Below are 18951 nucleotides of genomic sequence, written 5' to 3' on the forward strand. Positions count from 1 at the left end.
CTCCAGCAATGCCAAAACCGTTCGCCTCTTAACAATCATTATAAAATTTCTCTAGGAACGATCAGCAGCCCGTTAGCTGCCCCTAATTAAAGATGAGCTGTTACCACACTGTTACATTAGAACTTCCGCTGCTTTTATATCCTTCTGTCGCTAAGACTTGATAAGCCCAATTACTGCCCAGATTCATTCCATGGCTCTTCCATGCGTTAACATGATTGCTGAAAGTGATTGCAGCGTTGCTTCCGGTTGGTCTCTTCGACTGGCGAACACTCCAGTACTGCGTAAAAGTAGTGTTATCGCCATCAATGGAAGGTGCGTTATAACGTGTCGTTGTATATATGTCATATGTACCTCCATCACTCTTTACAGTACCTTTATACGTTCCGGTAGGTCTGTAAGTACCCCATGAATCCACCACATAATATTCGATGAGAGGTGCTCTCGTCCAGCCATATAAAGTCAAATATCCATTGCCATTCGGCGCCCAGACTCCGGCATTATAGTTTATTGTTCTAAATGGCGAGCCTGTAGTCCAGCCTTTACCAACAACGAAATTTCCGGTATTAGACCAATTAACACTGTAATTCCCGCCAGATCCATTGACAGCGTTGACTGTTCCGCCCCCATCAGTCCAATTTTGCCAGTAATCTGTGCCAGCTGCAGAGGCGGTTGCCGAAAACATGCTGATACTCATGAAAGCTGCCGTCAATCCAACTAAGAATTTCTTTTTAAACTTAAACATATGTTACCTCCTATACTATTTTTTCTGACTTTGACATGAGGCAGCACTCGTAAATATTTAACGAACGCCAACGCTTTTGATCGTTCCTTTCAATATAATAGCATGAATACATGAGTGAATATTAAGAACAATTGTAATTTAATTACAAAGACCCAAAAACTGTATGATAAGTGGTCTTGTTCCGCCATGGCTTTTATCCTTATTTTGCAGAATCACAATTCTTGCTTCTAAACCTGATCAGGAACAGTCGAACAATTGAGTGATTTCAGTTGAAACTCTGAGGAAAAGCTTTATTTGAATAAACTTTTTTGAGCTGAAGTCGAAATGTCTGAAAGAATATTTGCAGACAGCTGCATCAGCTGCGCCATTATGCCATCGTCGTATTGGAAAATCGAAAGCAGAAAAACTTTACCGTTGTCGAAGAAGCGGAATAAGAAAAAATCCCGGGCGGATGCGCCGGGATTTTCCTTTTTAATATGTATTGGCATCAATATTATTAAACACGCCGTCCACGATGCCGAGCGTCATGAGGACAATGAAGAGAACAATACCGAGAACGGACAAGCCGACCGTCACAATCAGGTAGATCCCCTGCATTTTCACGAACTTTGCATAATTCTCCAGCATATGTTCTTCTGTCAGTTCATTGAACTGCTCCGCCATCTGTCCCGCTTCATTTGCCGAGCGCATCAGAAAAATGCCGGCAATGATCTGCAGAACGCCGGGAATGGCTCCGATTAAAAAGAAAAACGCGCCCGACAGCGCCGCAAACGCACCCACGATAATAAATAAAATACCTGTCGCTTTTCCCCATTTCGAAATAGAAATAAGCGAACGATTCACTGATTCAGGTTTCAAACTATGGCACTCCTTTACAAAAAAATACTCACTTTTCATTTATACACTATTCGGTCATTCTTTTGAATATAAAATGTGTTTTTTCATGCCGTGTCCGTTTTTATATCAGAAAATTCCCGAGAAAACACCCCGGGAATTACAAAATCGGCGAAAGAAGTCTTGAAATCGATTCTTTAATGCGGATCCGCAGCGAACGCTCCTGATATTCTTCATACGTATATTTTCTGGAGACGAGCAGATCTTCTTTAAATGAGGAAATGAGTTTTTTCGCAATGGTGACGTCATAAATAAAGGCGTTGACTTCAAAATTAAGTCTGAAGCTTCTGACGTCGATATTCGCCGTACCGACTGAAGCCGTCTCATCATCGACGACAATCGTTTTTGCATGAATAAAGCCGTTATCGTAAATGTAGACTGAGGCTCCGGCTTTCAAAAGATCGCCGATGTAAGATAAAGTCGCCCAGTAAACGAAAGCGTGATCCGGCTTGTTCGGAATCATGATTTTGACGTCGATGCCTGACAGACAGGCGATCCTGAGGGCATCTAAAAGACTTGAGTCAGGAATAAAGTAAGGCGTCTGAATCAGGATCGACCGTTTGGCCGTTGAGATCATCTTGATATAGCCGTTTTTAATTTGTTCCCATTCTGAGTCCGGTCCGCTCGTGACAATCTGCATCCCGACGTTGCCCTTCGGCTCGCATTCCGGAAAATGATTCGGAACGTATGTGAGCGTATGATGATGGGAGGCTTGGTTCCAATCGAGGATAAACCGTGTCTGAATGGCGTGTACCGCCGTGCCTTGAAGCCTGAGGTGCGTATCGCGCCAGTAGCCGAATTTCGGATTCAGGCCGAGATATTCATCTCCGACGTTAAAGCCGCCGACATAGCCGGTTTCGCCGTCAATGATGACGAGCTTGCGGTGATTCCGGTAATTGAGCCGCAAATTAATCGGACGAAGCCTGGAAGGAAAAAAGACTTCCACATGGCCGCCGGCGTCCCGCAGCGGTTTGAAGAATTTTTTTCTGAGTGATCTTGAACCGAGTTCATCATATAACACTCTGACTTTTACGCCTTCCCGTGCTTTTTTCACTAAAGCATCGCGCAATTTTTTTCCCAGTTCATCACCTTTATAAATATAGTATTGAAGGTGAATGTGATCTTTTGCGTTGGAAATGTCCTTCATTAAGCGTTTGAACTTATCGCGCCCGTCCGTCAAAATCTCCACCGAATTATCCTCTGTAAAGACTGCGTGGTTGTTCATGACAAGCATATAGATGAGGTCTTTATTATCCACAGTCGCCCTGTTGTTAAATTGGAATTGCCTCGACTTCAGATCTTTCAGCTGAAACTTCAGCAGCTTTTCTATCCCGATTTTTTTACGGTCTTCCCATTGAAACAGATGCTTGCGTCTCAGGTTATGGCCGAATAACAGGTATAAAATAAACCCTAAAATGGGAATAAAAAAAAGAACCAAGAGCCAAGCCCATGAAGCGCTGGCATCGCGTCTTTCTTTGAAAATCATGATGACGGCCAAAAGTATATTTAAAACGAAAAAAAATCCGAATAAAATAAATGAAATGCTCACTTTGCAACCCCGCTATATCATATTTATCAAGACTGTGCCCATTAGTATTCCGACAAGTGCAGCAATCTGATTCCCATTTCAAATTATAACATTGACATTTTGAAAGAATAAAGAGCCGGAATCAAAGATGAATGCAGTTTTCTTTCAAAGAAAGTTCCGGGTGCGGTAAAATATGCATATATGAAAAAGAAGACAAAAATGACAGCAAAGGGGAGAGGGCATGAAGCTGGAGCATGCGGAACAATTGCCGGGATTCATAAAAAAAGAAATTCAGAAAATACAAATCGCCATCGCGCCGCTGATGAAAAAAAGCATCATGTACCGTTTTCTTGCTTTCCCGCTCGCCGCTTTTAGTCTGTTTCATCTGGCATCGCTTTTGATTCAGGCCCCTTCCGGGAGAGGAGCTCTCGTCTCGGCCGGCATTTTTGCCCTCCTTGCGGCTCTGGGTCTTGCGTTTTTTAAGGAAGCCGGCTATCAGCGGAAACAGGTGCAAAAAACGATCCGCCTTTATATGCTGAACAGAATCAGAAAAAGCGACATTCTGTCCGAGGAACGGAAAAGCGCCTATACCCGGCTGATTGCCGAGGAACCGTCTGCGATGAAGAGCTTTATTGAATTTTTAACGGAAGAAGACCGGAAAAAAGAAATGCTTTATTAAAAAAGAGCTGACGCGCGATCAGCTCTTTTTGTCATTCAAACACCGGGTCGTTCTCATAGTAATATGAATCAGGCGTGTCATACGTATCAGTGCTGTGATAAGCGATAATTCCGATGACAGCGAAGATGACGACTAAAATAAAAGCGAGAATGCCCAATACCACACTGGATGCCGCGTAAAAAAACTGCATTTTGATAAATGACGCGTAATGTGCAAGCATATTTTCTTCCGCGTTTTCTTCTAGTCCTTCCTGAAGGGCGGCAGCCGCTTTTGCCGAGCGCATCAGCATGACGCCGGAAATGATGAGCAGAACCCCCGGAATGGCTCCGAGCAGCGTCACAATGGCTGACAGAGCGGAAAGAGAGCCCGTGATGATCAGAAACACGGCGGTGATCTTTCCCCATTTGGCGATGTCGGCAAGGGAACGGGCTTTTTTATTGAGCGGCTGGTTTTCGTCTTTGTCTTTATCGATGGTGATCATGACAGTTCTCTCCCTAAAATGTTCAAGTCATATCGTTTTCCGTCCATTTCGGCGATACCCGGGAATACGCCCCATTCGGTAAAACCGAATTTTTCAAACAGCTTAATGCTCGGCACATTATGTCCGAAGATAAAAGCCATCAGGCTGCGGATGCCGATTGCCGGAGCGAGTGCCAGGGCTTCTTTCAGCAGAAAGCTTCCTGCTCCTTTGCCGCGGCAATCCTGATGCAGATAGATGCTGATCTCCGCCGTTTTGTCATAGGCCGGACGGCCGTAAAACGTTTCAAAGCTGATCCAGGCCGCTACTTTGCCGGTTTCATCTTCCGCGACCATCAGCGGGCGCCGGTCCGTGTGCCGCAAAAACCAATCCATCCGGTCTTCGGGCGTCACTTCTTCCGTATCAGCCGTTACCATTCGTGAGGCAATCGTCGAGTTGTATATGGCCACCACCGCATCTAAATCCTCCAATACGGCTTTGCGCAGGGTCAAATTCATATTCCGGGATCTCCCTTCACATTTTATTACATAATCAAGTGCAATCTGCACATACTATTTCCAAAAAAGTTTTTTATGGATGTGTATATATTTTCAGAAAAGTGTTCAGAATGTTGCTGAGGTGATGAACAAATGAGAGAGGAAGAAAAGAAAACTTCTCAAGTCAAAAAACTTCAGCGGTTTTTTCGCAAACGCTGGATATTCCCTGCAATCTACTTAGTCAGTGCGGCCGTCATTTTAACAGCTGTCCTTTGGTATCAATCCGTTTCGAATGATGTGAAGGACAATCTGACGAACAACGGCGGAAGCTCCGCGTATGACAGCGGCAAAGACGATGCCGTCGAAGTAGGCAAGTCAATGGAAAACGTCGCAATGCCGGCTGCTCATTCTGAAAATGTTTCTGTTGTGAAAAAGTTTTATGAAACTGATGCCGCAAAAAAAGAGAAAGAAGCAGCACTTGTTAACTATAATAACACGTACAGCCTCAGTAAAGGAATTGACTTAGCTGAGAAAGACGGAAAATCATTTGATGTTTCTGCTTCTCTGAGCGGTACGGTTGTTAAAGCTGCTAAAGACCCGGTACTGGGATATGTGGTTGAAATTGAACACTCAGACGGCCTGTCTACTGTCTATCAGTCTTTATCTGAAGTCAGCGTGGATCAGGGCGACAAAGTAAAGCAGAACCAGGTCATCGGTAAATCCGGAAAAAACCTTTACAGTGAAGAAAGCGGAAATCACGTGCACTTTGAAATCCGCAAGGACGGCGTAGCGATGAACCCGCTCAATTTTATGGACAAGCCGGTAACATCTATTGAAAAAGCAGCGGCTGAAGAGAAAAACGCTGTGACAGAAGAAACGGAAGGGTCAATTCAGCAGTCTTCCGAGAAAAAAGATGTGACGCCTAAAAAAGAAACCGAAGAAAAACCAGGTGACAAAGAGGACGGCACAAAAGACAAGACAGATGGTAAAGATGACGGCTCAATGAAAGATTCGGGCAAGTAATCTTGATCCCAAAGCGCCTATCAGCTCAGATAGGCGCTTTTCATATTGCCGCATGTGCCTTTATACTAGTAGAAAACGAAGGAGATGCTGAATGAATAAATGTCTGGCGGCCGGGTGGCTCGTCTTTGTTTTCGTTTCGGCTTTGACTGAAAGCTTTCACGATATGATTGTGTCACAGACGGTGTCCTTCCGTTTCACGCCGCATCCGGATGTGTCCGGTTTCTTTGTGTTCGATATGGCGGAGCTCGCCATACCGGAAGCGGCGATTCAAAAGCTCGGGCACGCGTTTTCATTTTTTGTGCTCGCCTATTTGTTTTTCAGGGAGTGCAGGCGCATGAAGAGGGCGGTGCTGTATGCATTGGCCGCCGCTTTCCTGACAGAAATCGTCCAGCTCTTTTTCGGCAGAAACGGATGCCTCCGCGATGTGCTGATTGACAGTCTCGGCATTGCCGCATTCTGTGCTTTACAAAGGAAAAAGCATACAGCCAAACATACAAAAACCGGCAGTCTGTGACAGACGCCGGCTTTTTTTATATATTATGGTTTGTCGATTTGCTTTTATGAACGATACTTTCATAGATTCGCACGATCAGATCGACAATCGGACGAAGCACATTTGAAAATCTGAACAGCAGGAATCCGACAATGAGGGAAACGATAATGCTTCCGAGCACATCGATCGGATAATGGTGGCCGACCCAAATTCTTGAGAAGCCGGTCAAAAGGCCGAAAATCACAAGCGGCCAGCCGAGTTTTTTGTTGCGGAACAGAATCGCAATTGAAATCGCCAAAGCGCCTGTCGTATGGTCACTCGGAAATGAAGCATCCGCGGCATGGGGGATCAGCGTATGAACCGTATGCTCGACAAAGGGGCGCGGCTCGACATAGACTTTCGTGATGAGGTAGTTGATGATAAGCGCTGCAACACCCGTGAAGCCCGCGTACAGGGCGTTTTGTCTGCCTTTTGTGCTTCCGAACAGCCACATGGCAAGCAGGAAAAGGGCGTAGGCGTAAATGGCGTATTCCGTAATAAATACCATGATAGAGTCGAGAATGGCACTATGGTGCGACAAACCATTGATCGCTTTAAATAGTTCGTAATTCACAAATATCACCTTTTATCTTTATTTTATATGAACAGTGTAATGCTTTTTTCTATGAGACACAATTGGTATTAAAAATAATCATAAAAAAGTAAACAGAATGAAACGTGACTGTATTACTGTGCGTCAAGTATGCGGGAAAAGAATAGCCGAAGGAGTTTTGTCCGTTGCTGAAACGTTTGAAAAACGCCGATCTGCCGCTTGTGTTTGTCATTATGCTGCTTTGCGGATTCGGCTTGTTAATGGTGTACAGCGCCAGTGATGTGATGGGGTCTCAGCGGTATGGAGATCCATCCTATTTCTTCCATAAACAGAGTGTCTCTTTACTGATCGGATTATGCTTATTTCTATTTGCCGCCTGTCTGCCGTATAAGCGGTATGCGCGGCTTGTACCGCTGTTTGTGGTCGGTTCGCTGGTATTGCTGCTGCTCGTATTGATACCGGGAATCGGGCTGGAGCGGAATTTCTCCCGCAGGTGGCTGGGAGCGGGCCCGCTTGTCGTACAGCCGTCTGAATTGGCGAAGATCGCGATGATTTTGTATTTCGCTTCGATTTATACGAAAAAGCAGCCGTACATTCATCAATTTGTGAAAGGGGTTCTGCCGCCTTTAGTGATTTTGGGGACCGCTTTTCTGCTGACATTGGCGGAGCCTGATTTAGGGACGGCTTCCTTAATCCTGGCGGCGTGCGGGTCGATTTTATTATGTGCCGGCTTGAAAAAGCGCCATCTGTTCGTGCTCGGCGCGACGGCGGTGTCCGGGGTTGTTTATCTCGCATTTTCGGCTTCCTATCGTGTGAAGCGCCTCGTTTCCTTTACCAATCCGTTTGGTGACGCGAACGGGGACGGCTATCAGCTGATTCAATCCTATTTTGCTATTTCCGGAGGCGGGTTTTTCGGAAGAGGGCTTGGAAACAGTGTTGAAAAAATGAACTATCTGCCTGAGGCGCATACCGATTTCATTATGGCCGTGATCAGCGAAGAACTGGGGATATTCGGTGTTCTGATCGTTTTGGGATTATATTTTGCGTTAATGCTTCTCGGCGTAAAAACGGCCGTGCGGGCTGATGACCCGTTCGGGAAGCTTCTTGCCATCGGAATTACGTTTCAATTAATGTTTCAGGTTGTATTGAATTTGGGAGCGATGAGCGGACTTCTCCCGGTTACGGGTGTGCCGCTTCCGTTTATCAGCTACGGCGGTTCTTCATTAATTATGACGCTGTTTTTGTGCGGCATACTGGTCAATATCAGTACATATGCGAAAAAACAACCCGTACGGCATAAGCGGCCTGTCCCGCATGAAAAAAAGGTTTCTTCTTTTTAATGAAGCTGAAAAAACGCCCGGGACATTTCTGTCTCCGGGCGTTCTGCCTGTTTATAAAGCTCCTGGTCCTTCTTCTCCGGTGCGGATATTAATCGTGTTTCCGATTTCATAGACGAATATTTTGCCGTCTCCGGGCTCTCCCGTTTTTAGCACTTTTTTCGCCGTTTCCACTACTTGATCAACGGGGACCTTGCTGACAACGATTTCCACTTTCAGCCGTTCATACACATTGCTCTCAATTTTGACTCCGCGGTACAGTTCGGTGTGGGCTTTTTGAAGGCCGCAGCCGTGTACGTTGGAGAAGGTCAGCGATGTGACTCCGATTTTACCGAGTTCCTGTTTCAATGTTTCAAACTTAGCCGGACGCGTAACGATTTCTACCTTGAACATTTGACCGCTCATCTAAGCCACTCCTCACTTTATAAGTCCTGATATGCTTTTTCCCCGTGCATCGTTAAATCAAGCCCGAGTGACTCTTCTTCTTCACTGGCGCGAAGGGGAATGAACAGACCTACAATTTTAATGATAACGAAAGTGACAATAAATACAAATACATAGGTTGCCGCAATGGCCGCAATCTGCTTCCAGAGCAGTCCCGGATCGCCGTAAAACAGCCCGTTTGCCCCGCCGTCATTGACGGAAGTGGTTGCGAATAAACCGGTCGCGATGCCGCCCCATGTCCCGCCGATCCCATGCAGGCCGAAAGCGTCAAGCGCATCATCATAACCGAAAGTCTTTTTGAGCCAATAAACGCCCCAAAAGCAGACAAGCCCGCCGATGAAACCGATTACGATGGAAGAGAACGGCGTAACGAACCCGGCAGCCGGCGTAATGGCGACAAGCCCGGCGATAGCGCCTGACACAGCGCCCAGCATGGTCGGTTTTTTATTCAGCATCCATTCGATTAAAATCCAGCCGATAATTCCGGCTGCAGCCGCGGTGTTTGTGTTAATGAAGGCAAACATCGCGATACTGTCAAGCGTCAGGGCGCTGCCGACATTGAAGCCGAACCATCCGAACCAGATGAGCGCTCCGCCCAAGAACGTGTAAATTAAGTTGTGAGGGGAAGCCGCCGTGCCGTCCTTGCGTTTTCCGAGCACAATCGCCAGCACAAGCCCGGCGACTCCGGAAGAAATGTGGACGACGTTTCCGCCTGCGAAGTCAAGAGCGCCCATTTGGCCGATCCAGCCGCCGCCCCATACCCAGTGCGCAACGGGCGTATATACGAGGGAAGCCCACAAAAAGGAAAATACAAGAAAAGCACTGAATCTCATGCGTTCAGCAAATGCTCCGGAAATAATGGCTGTCGTCAGTACGGCAAACGTCATTTGGAACATCATGAACAAGGAATGCGGGATCGTATCACTGTAACTTCCGGGTTCAAAGCCGACCCCCTTCAGCCCCGCCCATTCAATCCCGCCAAGCCATGTATTGCCGGGGGCAAAAGCAAGTGAATATCCGTACAAAACCCAAACGACGGATACGATGGCGAGAGAAGAAAAACTATGCATCGCCGTGCTGAGCACATTTTTGCTTTTTACCATTCCGCCGTAAAACAAAGCCAGCCCGGGGGTCATCAGCCACACGAGTAAAGCGCAAAAGAACATAAATACTGTATCGCCCATCTGCATGTTGTATTCCTCCGTCTCATTCAGAATGTAATTGTGATTAATTCATTATTATAGAGAAAAAAGAACGATAAAACATTTTCGTGTAAGGTTATCTGACATGGTTTTTTGCGTTCATAATGCTGCTTTTTCAAATGGGTGTCGTGCGACTTTATATCCATAAAAAGAGCGCCGGAGCACGGCGTAAGAAATCCTGTCCGGGAAAGAGTAAAATAAACGGGGTGAGAAACACTAACTGCATCAGGAGGAATCATTATGACAACATCATTAAATCTGCAATTTGAAAAAACGGCTTTGGTCCTTATTGATTTACAAAAAGGCATTGTGCCGATTGATAAAAGCGGTACCGTTGTGCCGAACGCGAAAAAATTAATTGATGTGTTCCGGGAAAAAGGCGGATTTATCAGCTTTGTGAACGTGGATTTTCATGACGGAGCGGATGCGCTGAAGCCGCTGACGGATGAAGAGGCGGCGGGCCATTCGGCTCCGCCGGCGGACTGGGCTGAATTTGTGCCTGACATCGGAGTGAAAGAAAATGATTATACGGTAACAAAACGGCAGTGGGGCGCGTTTTTCGGCACGGACCTGGACCTTCAGCTCAGAAGACGGGGAATCGACACGATTGTGTTATGCGGGATTGCGACAAACATCGGGGTGGAAAGCACGGCGCGAGAAGCTTTTCAGCTCGGGTATCAGCAAGTTTTCGTAACTGACGCGATGGCGACATTCAGCGATGAACAGCACGAAGCGACACTCAAGTTTATCTTCCCGAAAATCGGCAGAAGCCGGACGACGGAAGAATTTATCGCACAGACAAAATGACAATCTCTAAAAAAAGCCGCGTCCTGTTCTTGACGGCCGTGGCTTCGGGGACGATGCTGAACCCATTGAACTCGTCGATGATTTCTCTTGCGCTTCACAGTATTCAGCATGAATTTCACCTGTCGTTTACAACGGTGTCCTGGCTGATATCGTCCTTTTATCTGGCCAGCGCGGTGGCGCAGCCTGTTACCGGGAAGCTCGGTGATATGCTCGGCAGGAAGAAGCTGTTTTTGATCGGGCTTCTGCTTGTTGCCGTCTCGGCGGTCGGCGCGCCGTTTGCGCCGACTTTCATGACATTGCTGATCATGCGGCTTTTTCAATCGATCGGAAGCAGCGCGATATATCCGTCCGGCGTCGGATTGATCCGTTCAAATATACAGGAGAAGCAGGCTTCGGCACTGGCCGTCCTGTCAATCTTTGCATCAGCCATGACGGCGCTCGGTCCGACTCTCGGCGGTTTTCTGATCGTTTGGGGAGGGTGGCCGGCAATCTTTTTCGTCAATCTGCCGTTTATCATTCTCAGCTTTTTTCTCGGAATGTATATGTTTCCGAAAGATGAAAAACGCGAGATCGGCGGCTTGAAAGGCGTGCTCCGCCAGCTTGATACGATCGGGATACTTCTGTTTGCCGGAGCGATTATCCTTCTCCTGTCGTTTTTATTGTCCTTCAGTACGAAGCCTCACTATACAGAAGGCGTATTCGGGCTTTTGTTTGTCGGGCTGTTTATCTGGCGCGAGCTGAAAACGGAGAAGCCGTTTATTGATGTCAGGCTGTTTAAAACGCATCGGAAACTATCGTCGGTGTATATTCAATTTATTTTGCTGAATATATTCTTTTACTGCATCTTTTTCGGGCTTCCGAGCTATTTTCAGGATGAAATGCATTTGTCCGTTCAGACAAGCGGATTGATTATGCTGTTTATGTCGGGCATGAGTATTCTGGTGTCGCCTTTGACCGGAAAATGGATAGATAAAAAAGGGCTTCTTCAGCCGATTGTTGCCGGAACCTGCCTGACCGCGCTCGGAGCGGTGCTGTTAACGTTTTTCTTCCTTCAGGCGCCCATGATAGGAAAAGGGCTGATCCTGTCGGTGCTGGGTGTCGGCTACGGCTTCGGAAATGTCACGTTTCAGGCGGCCATGCTGAAAGCGAGCCCCGCCGACATGGTCGGAACAACGTCCGGCCTGTTTCAGACCTGCCGGTATCTCGGTTCGATTTTGTCTTCTGTCATTTTGGGCATTCTTTTCGGAAAAGAAATTACCGCCGGCCATTTTCATATGCTTGGGACGATTCTTATCGTTGTCGGCGCCGTAAGCCTTTTGATGGCGTCCCGGTTTTCGGTTCTCCTCAAAAAAGCCTCTTAACAGGCGCAAAAAAAGAGACGGGCTCTCCCCGTCTCTTTTTTTTGTGTAATGTACTCAAAAATCAAAACGATTATTGTCGACAGCAACCAATGTTATTTACGGAATTTTCAGTTATATTTTTTCACATGTGATGTAAGGAAAACGTACATGCGGGAGGGAGAAAATGAAAAAAACAATGAGTGATCGGCTAAGCAACAAAGATTTACTGCCTTTAGAAGACGGCGAACGGACATGGAAAGCAGTGAATTTTGCATCCATCTGGATGGGGTGTATTCATAATATCCCGACCTACGCGACTGTGGGCGGGCTCATTGCGATCGGCCTTTCTCCGTGGCAGGTGCTCGCCATTATCGTGACGGCGTCACTGATTTTGTTCGCCGCTTTGGCCTTGAACGGCCATGCCGGAACGAAATACGGCCTGCCTTTTCCGGTCATTATCAGGGCTTCTTACGGAATATACGGCGCTAACATTCCGGCGCTTCTCAGGGCGTTTACAGCCATCATGTGGCTCGGAATTCAAACATTTGCCGGGAGCACGGCTTTACACATTCTGCTTTTGAACATATGGCCTGGCTGGGGGAGTCTCGGCGGAGATTGGAATATATTCGGGCTTCATCTGCCGGGCTTTCTGTCGTTCATTTTCTTTTGGGGCATTCATCTGCTTGTGCTGCGGCACGGCATGGAATCGATCAAAAAATTTGAAGTGTGGGCGGGCCCGCTTGTATATCTCGTCTTCGGCGGCATGGTCTGGTGGGCGATAGATATTGCCGGCGGGCTCGGTCCGATTTACTCACAGCCGGGAAAGTTCCATACCTTTTCTGAAACGTTTTGGCCGTTCGCCGCCGGAGTGACGGGAATTATCGGAATATGGGCGACGCTGATCCTGAATATCCCTGACTTCACCCGGTTCGCCGCGTCGCAAAAAGAACAGATTCGCGGCCAGTTTTACGGGCTGCCGGGAACATTTGCGCTGTTTGCGTTTGCAAGCATCACGGTGACATCCGGATCACAGGTAGCATTCGGAGAACCGATTTGGGATGTGGTGGAGATTTTGGCCCGGTTTGATAATCCTTTCGTCATCGCTCTTTCGGTCATCACACTTTGCATCGCCGCCGTCTCGGTTAACGTGGCGGCAAACATCGTGTCACCGGCCTATGACTTGGCGAATGTCCTGCCGAAGTATATTACATTCAGAAGGGGAGGGTATTTGACCGCCGTTTTGGCTCTGTTCACAATACCGTGGAAGCTGATGGAGAGCGCCACGAATGTATATGCGTTTCTCGGACTTATCGGCGGGATGCTCGGACCGGTGGCCGGGGTGATGATGGCTGATTATTTTATCATCAGAAAAAGGCAGCTCTCAGTTGAAGACCTTTATTCAGAAACCGGACAGTACACTTATTACAAAGGCTATAATTACCGGGCCTTTGCCGCGACGTTTCTCGGCGCGTTTATTTCTTTAATCGGGATGTACGTCCCGGCGTTCGCCGGCATCTATGATATCTCCTGGTTTGCGGGTGTCATTTTGTCATGTCTCGGTTATACGGCGCTTATGTACATTCATCCTCCTTATGCAAAAGCGGAGGGGCGAATCGTGCGGGAAAGAGCGGCCGAATAAAAAAAGCCGGGGGCTGCCCCCCGGCTTTTTGTCATATCAGTCTGCGATTGAAACGTTTCCGTCCGCTTCAAGCGGCGTTCTTTTTTTCTGGCTCCAGCCATACAGGAGCAAAGCAATCAGGACGAACAGCCCCGCTGCCAGATAAATCGAATGGAATCCGGCCGAAGCGACGAAGAGGCCGAATACATATGACCCGCCGGCAATCCCGCTGTCAAAGAAAGTGAAGAAGGTAGCCGTCGCAAAGCCTGAACGGTGTCCGGGCGAATTCTGAATCGCCAGCGTCTGCATACACGGTACGATAGAGCCGTATCCGAGACCGATTACGGCACCGGACAAGAGAAGCATGAGGGCGCTGTTTGTCATCGCCAGCATGCAAAGCCCCGCGGAGAACACGATAATCGACGGATAGATGACGATTCCCGGCCCCACTCTGTCAAACAGCTTTCCTGTGAAAGGACGTGCGGCCATCATCGTCACGGCGAAACAGACGAAGAAATAGCCGCTGACATCCAACAGGTGGATCGTCTTTGCATAAACGGATAAATATGAAGTCACACTTGAATAACAGAAAGAAATGGACAACCCGACAAGCGCGATTTTAAGCGCGCCTTTTTCAAACATGTCGGAGAAAGAAAAACGGAAGACAGTCGTTCCGCTGTTGTTTTGATCCGGCACACGAATCATAAAAGCAATCAGCAAGCCTAAAGAAACAAATACGGCAAAAAGCGTAAAGAACACCGGGAACGATATGACTTTCACAAGGCTCAGTCCGAGAAACGGACCGATCGCCATGGCAAGGTTCATAGACATCGCGAAATAACCGAGTCCCTCACCGCGCCGCTTGGCGGGAATAAGGTCAGCGGCAATTGCGCCCGTGACCGTCGTTAAAATGCTGAACCAGATGCCTTGGAAAAAACGCAGTCCGAGCAGCAGATAGAAATTGTGTATCGGCAAATACAGATAAGAAGACAGGGCGAACAGCGCCAGAGATACAATCGTCATTCTTTTCTTGCCGAACCGTTCAATAATCGCCCCTGAAAAAGGACGGGTGATAATAGCAGATAACAGGAACAGGCTGATCAAAAGCCCTCCTTGCGATTCACTGCCGCCAAGCTCCTGAATCATATAGATAGGCAGCACGGCCAAAAATGTATAAAAGAACACAAAGACAAATAAATTCACGAGTACGACCATAATAAAATCTTTGGTCCAGATCGAGTCAGATTTACTCAAAAGTACAGCACTTCCCTTTCTTTTTTATTTCGTTAAAAACACATTCAGAAACTCAGAAAAAGCTTCCTTATCTCCATCTTGGAAATCCGCAAGCATGTCTTCCTCGAACTTCAGCATCTCTTGATTGATGCTGTTGTATTTCAATTCAGCTTCCTTCGTCAGGACGACGAGCTTTTCCCGCTTGTCTTCTCCCTGTTCCCGCTGAATCCAGCCGTTTTCTTCAAGGCGTTTGATCGTTCTGGTAACGGTCGGCGCCTCTACGTTCAGATAGGACCAGATTTCTTTTTGGGTCATCGGCCCGATCGTTTTTAAGCAATATAGGATTGACCATTGAGAGGAGTACAGGCCGAATGGTTCCAGCCGTTCATTGGCTTTCTTCGTAATCAGGCGGGCGCATTGATTGATTTGATGAATGAGGCGTCTGTTGACGTGGATCATTTCCGTTCTCCTTTTCAAAAAACTTACCTAAGTAACTAATTGTGCTGTTTCATTCTACAGCAGGATCGCGCGGATGTAAACCCCCCGTTCAAAAAGCAGAAAATTATGACCCGCCCCTTGTCCTTATTGAGTTTTTAGCATATTCCCAATTCATTGCTAATACACTGTTACAAACCTATCAAAGAGAGTGTTTGAGGTGAGGGATCGTGGGCATATTTCTAAAACCTTCTTATATAATCGGACAACGAAGAAGCTGCATCATCAGTGAATCTGTTACAGAATACGGATCTCATTTCACACTTCTCACATCCAACTGGGGAGGTCGAGTGGTGTGCACGATTACATCAAAGAGCGAACAATCAAGATTGGTAAGTATATCGTGGAGACGAAAAAAACCGTTCGTGTCATTGCGAAAGAGTTTGGTGTTTCCAAAAGTACCGTACACAAAGATCTGACAGAGCGCCTGCCTGAAATCAATCCTGACTTGGCGAATGAAGTAAAAGAAATACTCGATTATCATAAATCCATCAGACATTTAAGAGGGGGAGAGGCGACGAAACTAAAGTACAAGAAGGATGAAATTCTTGAAGGGGAGCCCGTTCAGCAGCCGTAGCGCCTGACGTCTGCCGGGCCCTTTTTTCTCCTCCCGGGCGGTTTCGCGAATATCCGCAAAATTTTGTCAAGAACTTATATCGTTCAGCAGCTTTTTTTTGATAAATTATGATAATATATATAATTAGGGCACAATGTGGATATTTTACTGTGAAACAGATATCAAGGAGGATATAAATAGATGTTTGCAAGGGATATTGGAATTGACCTCGGTACTGCAAATGTACTGATCCATGTAAAAGGAAAAGGAATTGTTCTGAATGAGCCTTCCGTTGTGGCACTTGATAAAAACAGCGGCAAAGTGCTGGCTGTCGGTGAAGAAGCCAGACGAATGGTTGGACGTACACCTGGGAATATTGTTGCGATCCGTCCGCTGAAAGACGGCGTAATCGCAGACTTCGAAGTAACAGAAGCTATGCTGAAACATTTCATTAATAAGCTGAATGTAAAAGGACTTTTCTCAAAACCGCGCATGCTGATCTGCTGCCCGACGAATATTACATCCGTTGAGCAAAAAGCGATTAAAGAAGCAGCTGAAAAAAGCGGCGGAAAGCATGTGTACCTTGAAGAAGAACCAAAAGTTGCCGCTATCGGCGCGGGTATGGAAATCTTCCAGCCGAGCGGTAACATGGTTGTTGACATCGGAGGCGGTACGACAGATATCGCAGTTATTTCTATGGGCGATATTGTCACCTCCTCTTCTATTAAGATGGCTGGGGACAAGTTTGACATGGAAATCTTAAATTATATCAAACGCGAGTATAAGCTGCTGATCGGTGAACGTACCGCTGAAGATATTAAGGTGAAGGTCGCAACGGTTTTCCCAGACGCACGTCATGAAGAAATCACCATCCGCGGCCGTGACATGGTTTCCGGTCTGCCGAGAACGATTACAGTAAACAGCAAAGAAGTAGAAGAAGCCCTTCGTGAATCAGTTGCCGTCATTGTGCAGGCCGCCAAGCAGGTTCTTGAAAGAACACCGCCTGAATTGTCCGCTGACATCATCGACCGCGGCGTTATCATTACCGGCGGGGGAGCGCTGTTAAACGGGCTTGACCAGCTTCTTGCCGAAGAGCTGAGGGTGCCTGTTCTTGTTGCTGAGAACCCGATGGATTGTGTTGCGGTCGGAACCGGCGTCATGCTGGATAACATGGACAAGCTTCCAAAACGCAAACTGAGCTGATGATAAAACCTCATTCTGAAAAAGAATGGGGTTTTTTTCTGTCAAACCCTTCACGAACGGGAATGTAAATCCGATAATAAGAAAAAATGCTGATTTTCATTATAGAACAAATGTTCCGGTGAGGCAACTGGAAATAATGCTATTTCAGAGGTGGAAGACTTGTTAAAAGGATTATATACCGCAACGTCCGCAATGATTACACAGCAGAGAAGAACGGAAATGCTGTCAAATAACATCGCAAACGCGAATACATCAGGGTACAAAGAGGATCAAGGTTCAATCCGCGCCTTTCCCGAGATGCTTCTGAGCCGAATAGAAGGCGACAAAAAAACGAAAATCGGCTCCGTCAACACAGGCGTATACATGCAGGAGCTGAAACCGTTGTTTACGCAGGGAAGCCTGAAAACGACCGATCAGCCGACGGATATCGCGCTGATGGAGAATCAGGTTCCCAAGAATGCCGAAACGAATGAAAACGCCGAGCTGTTTTATCCCGTGCAGACCGCAGGCGGCGTCCGCTATTCAAAAAGCAGCACTTTCTCATTAAATGAAAACAATCAGCTTACGATAAACGGAAACCTTGTGTTATCAACAAACGGACAGCCGATTACAGTCGACAATGAAAAATTCACCGTATCAGAAAACGGAACGGTCACGACAAACGGCCGGCCGGCGGGGCAGATTGATATCAGAATGGAAGAAGACGTGCGCAATCTGAAACGGGACGGCAATGACCTATACAGCACGGCCGACGGCTCTGAACTGCCGAGCGCGGCGGCGAATCCCCAAGTCTCGTATTCATTAAAGCAAGGCGTCTCGGAGCTTTCGAACGTGGACGTGACGAGCACGTATACAGAAATGACGGAAGCATACAGATCATTTGAAGCCAATCAAAAAGTCATTCAGGCTTACGATAAAAGCATGGATAAAGCCGCAAATGAAATCGGCAAAGTGTAACAAAATGGGGGACATTCAATTATGATGCTCAGATCAATGCTGACGGCTTCAACAGCCTTACATCAGCTTCAGCAGCAGATGGATACAGTCAGCAGCAACCTTTCAAACAGTGATACGACAGGCTATAAAGCGAGGGACTCCCGCTTTTCCGAGCTGATCAGACAGCAGTATGACCATATAGATGACAAAAAGGAAAATTCGCCGAACATGCGGAAAACGCCGCCCGGCCTGCGTCTCGGCGCCGGAACGGTCATGACTCCGCAGCTGGACTCAGGGCAGGGAAGCATCAAAAAAACCGACCGTGACCTTGATATCGCGTTCACATCACCTTATCAATATCTTCAGGCAGAAGCGGACGGACGGCGGGTGTATACAAGGGACGGCTCACTTTCCCTTAAGCCGGCCGGCGGAAATGACCGGCTGCTTCAGCTGATGACAGCGGGAGGCAATCCCATTCTCGATGAGAACGGTCAGCCCATACAAATTGACAGTTCGCTGACTCAGCTGAAAATCAGCAAAACCGGAACGCTGACGGCTTCAGACCAGGCGGGAACCCGTTCGCAGACGTTTAATCTCGGCATCGTCAATGTCAATAATCCGCAGGCGCTTCATGCGGAAGGGGATAATCTGTTTTCCGTGAACGGCGCGGGGGCTTCAGCGATTGAAGAGCTTACCGGCGCAAACCGGCAGGCAATCGGCATGGAGCAGGGCGCGCTTGAAGGTTCAAATGTCGATATGTCAAAAGAAATGACCGGCTTAATCGTGTCTCAGCGTTCCTATCAGCTGAACAGCCGCACGATTACATTAGGAGACCAAATGCTGGGCTTAATCAACTCAGTCAGATAAAAGAAGGG

21 protein-coding genes are annotated in these 18951 nt (G+C 47.3%); 11 read left to right on the forward strand and 10 right to left on the reverse strand.

Annotation, left to right across the window (positions count from 1 at the left end; genetic code table 11):
• Positions 1 to 100 precede the first annotated feature (100 nt).
• The 3 genes from xynA to cls all read right to left on the reverse strand — a co-directional run bounded on the left by xynA (position 101) and on the right by cls (position 3185).
• Positions 101 to 742, reverse strand: coding sequence for an endo-1,4-beta-xylanase XynA (xynA, locus tag G9F50_RS01785; protein WP_007407578.1), 642 nt, complete (start codon positions 740 to 742; stop codon positions 101 to 103).
• A 471-nt stretch (positions 743 to 1213) separates the two neighbouring features.
• A complete protein-coding gene (locus G9F50_RS01790; protein WP_007407576.1) occupies positions 1214 to 1600 on the reverse strand; it encodes a DUF5362 family protein in 387 nt (128 codons plus the stop codon).
• A gap of 136 nt (positions 1601 to 1736) precedes the next feature.
• Positions 1737 to 3185, reverse strand: a complete 1449-nt coding sequence (gene cls, locus G9F50_RS01795; RefSeq protein WP_003151210.1) for a cardiolipin synthase — start codon at positions 3183 to 3185, stop codon at positions 1737 to 1739.
• Positions 3186 to 3405: 220 nt separating this feature from the next.
• Between cls and G9F50_RS01800 the strand changes: the two genes are divergently transcribed.
• The gene (locus G9F50_RS01800) at positions 3406 to 3843 is read left to right on the forward strand and encodes a DUF5392 family protein (RefSeq protein WP_060562444.1); all 438 of its coding nucleotides are present in this window, start codon (positions 3406 to 3408) and stop codon (positions 3841 to 3843) included.
• 31 nt (positions 3844 to 3874) lie between these two features.
• Here G9F50_RS01800 and G9F50_RS01805 read toward each other — a convergent pair whose 3' ends face one another.
• Positions 3875 to 4324: a DUF5362 family protein gene (locus tag G9F50_RS01805; protein ID WP_007407573.1), complete on the reverse strand. Its 450-nt coding sequence runs from the start codon at positions 4322 to 4324 to the stop codon at positions 3875 to 3877.
• On the reverse strand, positions 4321 to 4812 hold the full coding sequence (locus G9F50_RS01810) for a GNAT family N-acetyltransferase (protein ID WP_089072492.1): 492 nt from the start codon (positions 4810 to 4812) through the stop codon (positions 4321 to 4323). Before G9F50_RS01810 ends, G9F50_RS01805 begins: the two co-directional genes overlap by 4 nt.
• Before the next feature lie 138 nt (positions 4813 to 4950).
• Between G9F50_RS01810 and spoIIQ the strand changes: the two genes are divergently transcribed.
• Positions 4951 to 5820 (forward strand): stage II sporulation protein SpoIIQ, encoded by an 870-nt coding sequence (gene spoIIQ, locus G9F50_RS01815; protein ID WP_060562445.1) that lies wholly within the window; start codon positions 4951 to 4953, stop codon positions 5818 to 5820.
• 91 nt (positions 5821 to 5911) lie between these two features.
• Positions 5912 to 6334: a VanZ family protein gene (locus G9F50_RS01820; protein WP_060562446.1), complete on the forward strand. Its 423-nt coding sequence runs from the start codon at positions 5912 to 5914 to the stop codon at positions 6332 to 6334.
• A 16-nt stretch (positions 6335 to 6350) separates the two neighbouring features.
• On the opposite strand, the gene G9F50_RS01825 is transcribed toward G9F50_RS01820, so the two are convergent.
• A complete protein-coding gene (locus G9F50_RS01825) occupies positions 6351 to 6926 on the reverse strand; it encodes an undecaprenyl-diphosphatase (RefSeq protein WP_003151220.1) in 576 nt (191 codons plus the stop codon).
• A 164-nt stretch (positions 6927 to 7090) separates the two neighbouring features.
• On the opposite strand from G9F50_RS01825, the gene ftsW reads away from it, so the two are divergent.
• Positions 7091 to 8245, forward strand: a complete 1155-nt coding sequence (gene ftsW / locus G9F50_RS01830; RefSeq protein WP_060562447.1) for a putative lipid II flippase FtsW — start codon at positions 7091 to 7093, stop codon at positions 8243 to 8245.
• Positions 8246 to 8296: 51 nt separating this feature from the next.
• Here ftsW and G9F50_RS01835 read toward each other — a convergent pair whose 3' ends face one another.
• Both G9F50_RS01835 and G9F50_RS01840 read right to left on the reverse strand, forming a co-directional pair.
• On the reverse strand, positions 8297 to 8647 hold the full coding sequence (locus G9F50_RS01835; protein ID WP_003151222.1) for a P-II family nitrogen regulator: 351 nt from the start codon (positions 8645 to 8647) through the stop codon (positions 8297 to 8299).
• A 17-nt stretch (positions 8648 to 8664) separates the two neighbouring features.
• Positions 8665 to 9876 carry an ammonium transporter gene (locus tag G9F50_RS01840; protein ID WP_003151223.1) on the reverse strand — a complete coding sequence of 404 codons (1212 nt, stop codon included), beginning with the start codon at positions 9874 to 9876 and terminating at the stop codon, positions 8665 to 8667.
• 252 nt (positions 9877 to 10128) lie between these two features.
• On the opposite strand from G9F50_RS01840, the gene G9F50_RS01845 reads away from it, so the two are divergent.
• The 3 genes from G9F50_RS01845 to G9F50_RS01855 all read left to right on the forward strand — a co-directional run bounded on the left by G9F50_RS01845 (position 10129) and on the right by G9F50_RS01855 (position 13674).
• Entirely contained in the window at positions 10129 to 10695 is a 567-nt protein-coding gene (locus G9F50_RS01845) for an isochorismatase family protein (RefSeq protein WP_012118644.1), read from the forward strand.
• Positions 10692 to 12056, forward strand: a complete 1365-nt coding sequence (locus G9F50_RS01850; protein WP_165406487.1) for an MFS transporter — start codon at positions 10692 to 10694, stop codon at positions 12054 to 12056. Before G9F50_RS01845 ends, G9F50_RS01850 begins: the two co-directional genes overlap by 4 nt.
• A 163-nt stretch (positions 12057 to 12219) precedes the next feature.
• Entirely contained in the window at positions 12220 to 13674 is a 1455-nt protein-coding gene (locus G9F50_RS01855; protein WP_060562449.1) for an NCS1 family nucleobase:cation symporter-1, read from the forward strand.
• Positions 13675 to 13710: 36 nt separating this feature from the next.
• Here G9F50_RS01855 and G9F50_RS01860 read toward each other — a convergent pair whose 3' ends face one another.
• A complete protein-coding gene (locus G9F50_RS01860; RefSeq protein WP_060562450.1) occupies positions 13711 to 14907 on the reverse strand; it encodes an MFS transporter in 1197 nt (398 codons plus the stop codon).
• A gap of 24 nt (positions 14908 to 14931) precedes the next feature.
• Positions 14932 to 15345 (reverse strand): MarR family winged helix-turn-helix transcriptional regulator, encoded by a 414-nt coding sequence (locus tag G9F50_RS01865; protein ID WP_014305988.1) that lies wholly within the window; start codon positions 15343 to 15345, stop codon positions 14932 to 14934.
• A 331-nt stretch (positions 15346 to 15676) separates the two neighbouring features.
• On the opposite strand from G9F50_RS01865, the gene spoIIID reads away from it, so the two are divergent.
• From spoIIID to G9F50_RS01885, 4 genes are all read left to right on the forward strand, one after another.
• A complete protein-coding gene (spoIIID, locus tag G9F50_RS01870; protein ID WP_003151236.1) occupies positions 15677 to 15958 on the forward strand; it encodes a sporulation transcriptional regulator SpoIIID in 282 nt (93 codons plus the stop codon).
• A gap of 180 nt (positions 15959 to 16138) precedes the next feature.
• Positions 16139 to 17140, forward strand: a complete 1002-nt coding sequence (gene mbl / locus G9F50_RS01875; protein WP_003151237.1) for a cell shape-determining protein Mbl — start codon at positions 16139 to 16141, stop codon at positions 17138 to 17140.
• A gap of 159 nt (positions 17141 to 17299) precedes the next feature.
• Positions 17300 to 18097, forward strand: a complete 798-nt coding sequence (locus G9F50_RS01880) for a flagellar hook-basal body complex protein FlhO (protein ID WP_007614310.1) — start codon at positions 17300 to 17302, stop codon at positions 18095 to 18097.
• A 24-nt stretch (positions 18098 to 18121) separates the two neighbouring features.
• Complete coding sequence (locus tag G9F50_RS01885; protein ID WP_012118640.1) at positions 18122 to 18943, forward strand: flagellar hook-basal body protein; 822 nt, start codon at positions 18122 to 18124, stop codon at positions 18941 to 18943.
• Positions 18944 to 18951: the final 8 nt, after the last annotated feature.

Origin of the sequence: Bacillus sp. EKM206B, assembly GCF_011066015.1 — a bacterium.
Lineage (GTDB): Bacteria > Bacillota > Bacilli > Bacillales > Bacillaceae > Bacillus > Bacillus velezensis.

Coding starts and splice junctions, on each gene's coding strand:
- xynA (WP_007407578.1), bottom strand. CDS start 742: ATGTTTAAGTTTAAAAAGAAATTCTTAGTTGGATTGACGGCAGCTTTC.
- G9F50_RS01800 (WP_060562444.1), top strand. CDS start 3,406: ATGAAGCTGGAGCATGCGGAACAATTGCCGGGATTCATAAAAAAAGAA.
- G9F50_RS01805 (WP_007407573.1), bottom strand. CDS start 4,324: ATGATCACCATCGATAAAGACAAAGACGAAAACCAGCCGCTCAATAAA.
- spoIIQ (WP_060562445.1), top strand. CDS start 4,951: ATGAGAGAGGAAGAAAAGAAAACTTCTCAAGTCAAAAAACTTCAGCGG.
- G9F50_RS01820 (WP_060562446.1), top strand. CDS start 5,912: ATGAATAAATGTCTGGCGGCCGGGTGGCTCGTCTTTGTTTTCGTTTCG.
- G9F50_RS01835 (WP_003151222.1), bottom strand. CDS start 8,647: ATGAGCGGTCAAATGTTCAAGGTAGAAATCGTTACGCGTCCGGCTAAG.
- G9F50_RS01840 (WP_003151223.1), bottom strand. CDS start 9,876: ATGCAGATGGGCGATACAGTATTTATGTTCTTTTGCGCTTTACTCGTG.
- G9F50_RS01845 (WP_012118644.1), top strand. CDS start 10,129: ATGACAACATCATTAAATCTGCAATTTGAAAAAACGGCTTTGGTCCTT.
- G9F50_RS01850 (WP_165406487.1), top strand. CDS start 10,692: ATGACAATCTCTAAAAAAAGCCGCGTCCTGTTCTTGACGGCCGTGGCT.
- G9F50_RS01855 (WP_060562449.1), top strand. CDS start 12,220: ATGAAAAAAACAATGAGTGATCGGCTAAGCAACAAAGATTTACTGCCT.
- G9F50_RS01865 (WP_014305988.1), bottom strand. CDS start 15,345: ATGATCCACGTCAACAGACGCCTCATTCATCAAATCAATCAATGCGCC.
- mbl (WP_003151237.1), top strand. CDS start 16,139: ATGTTTGCAAGGGATATTGGAATTGACCTCGGTACTGCAAATGTACTG.
- G9F50_RS01885 (WP_012118640.1), top strand. CDS start 18,122: ATGCTCAGATCAATGCTGACGGCTTCAACAGCCTTACATCAGCTTCAG.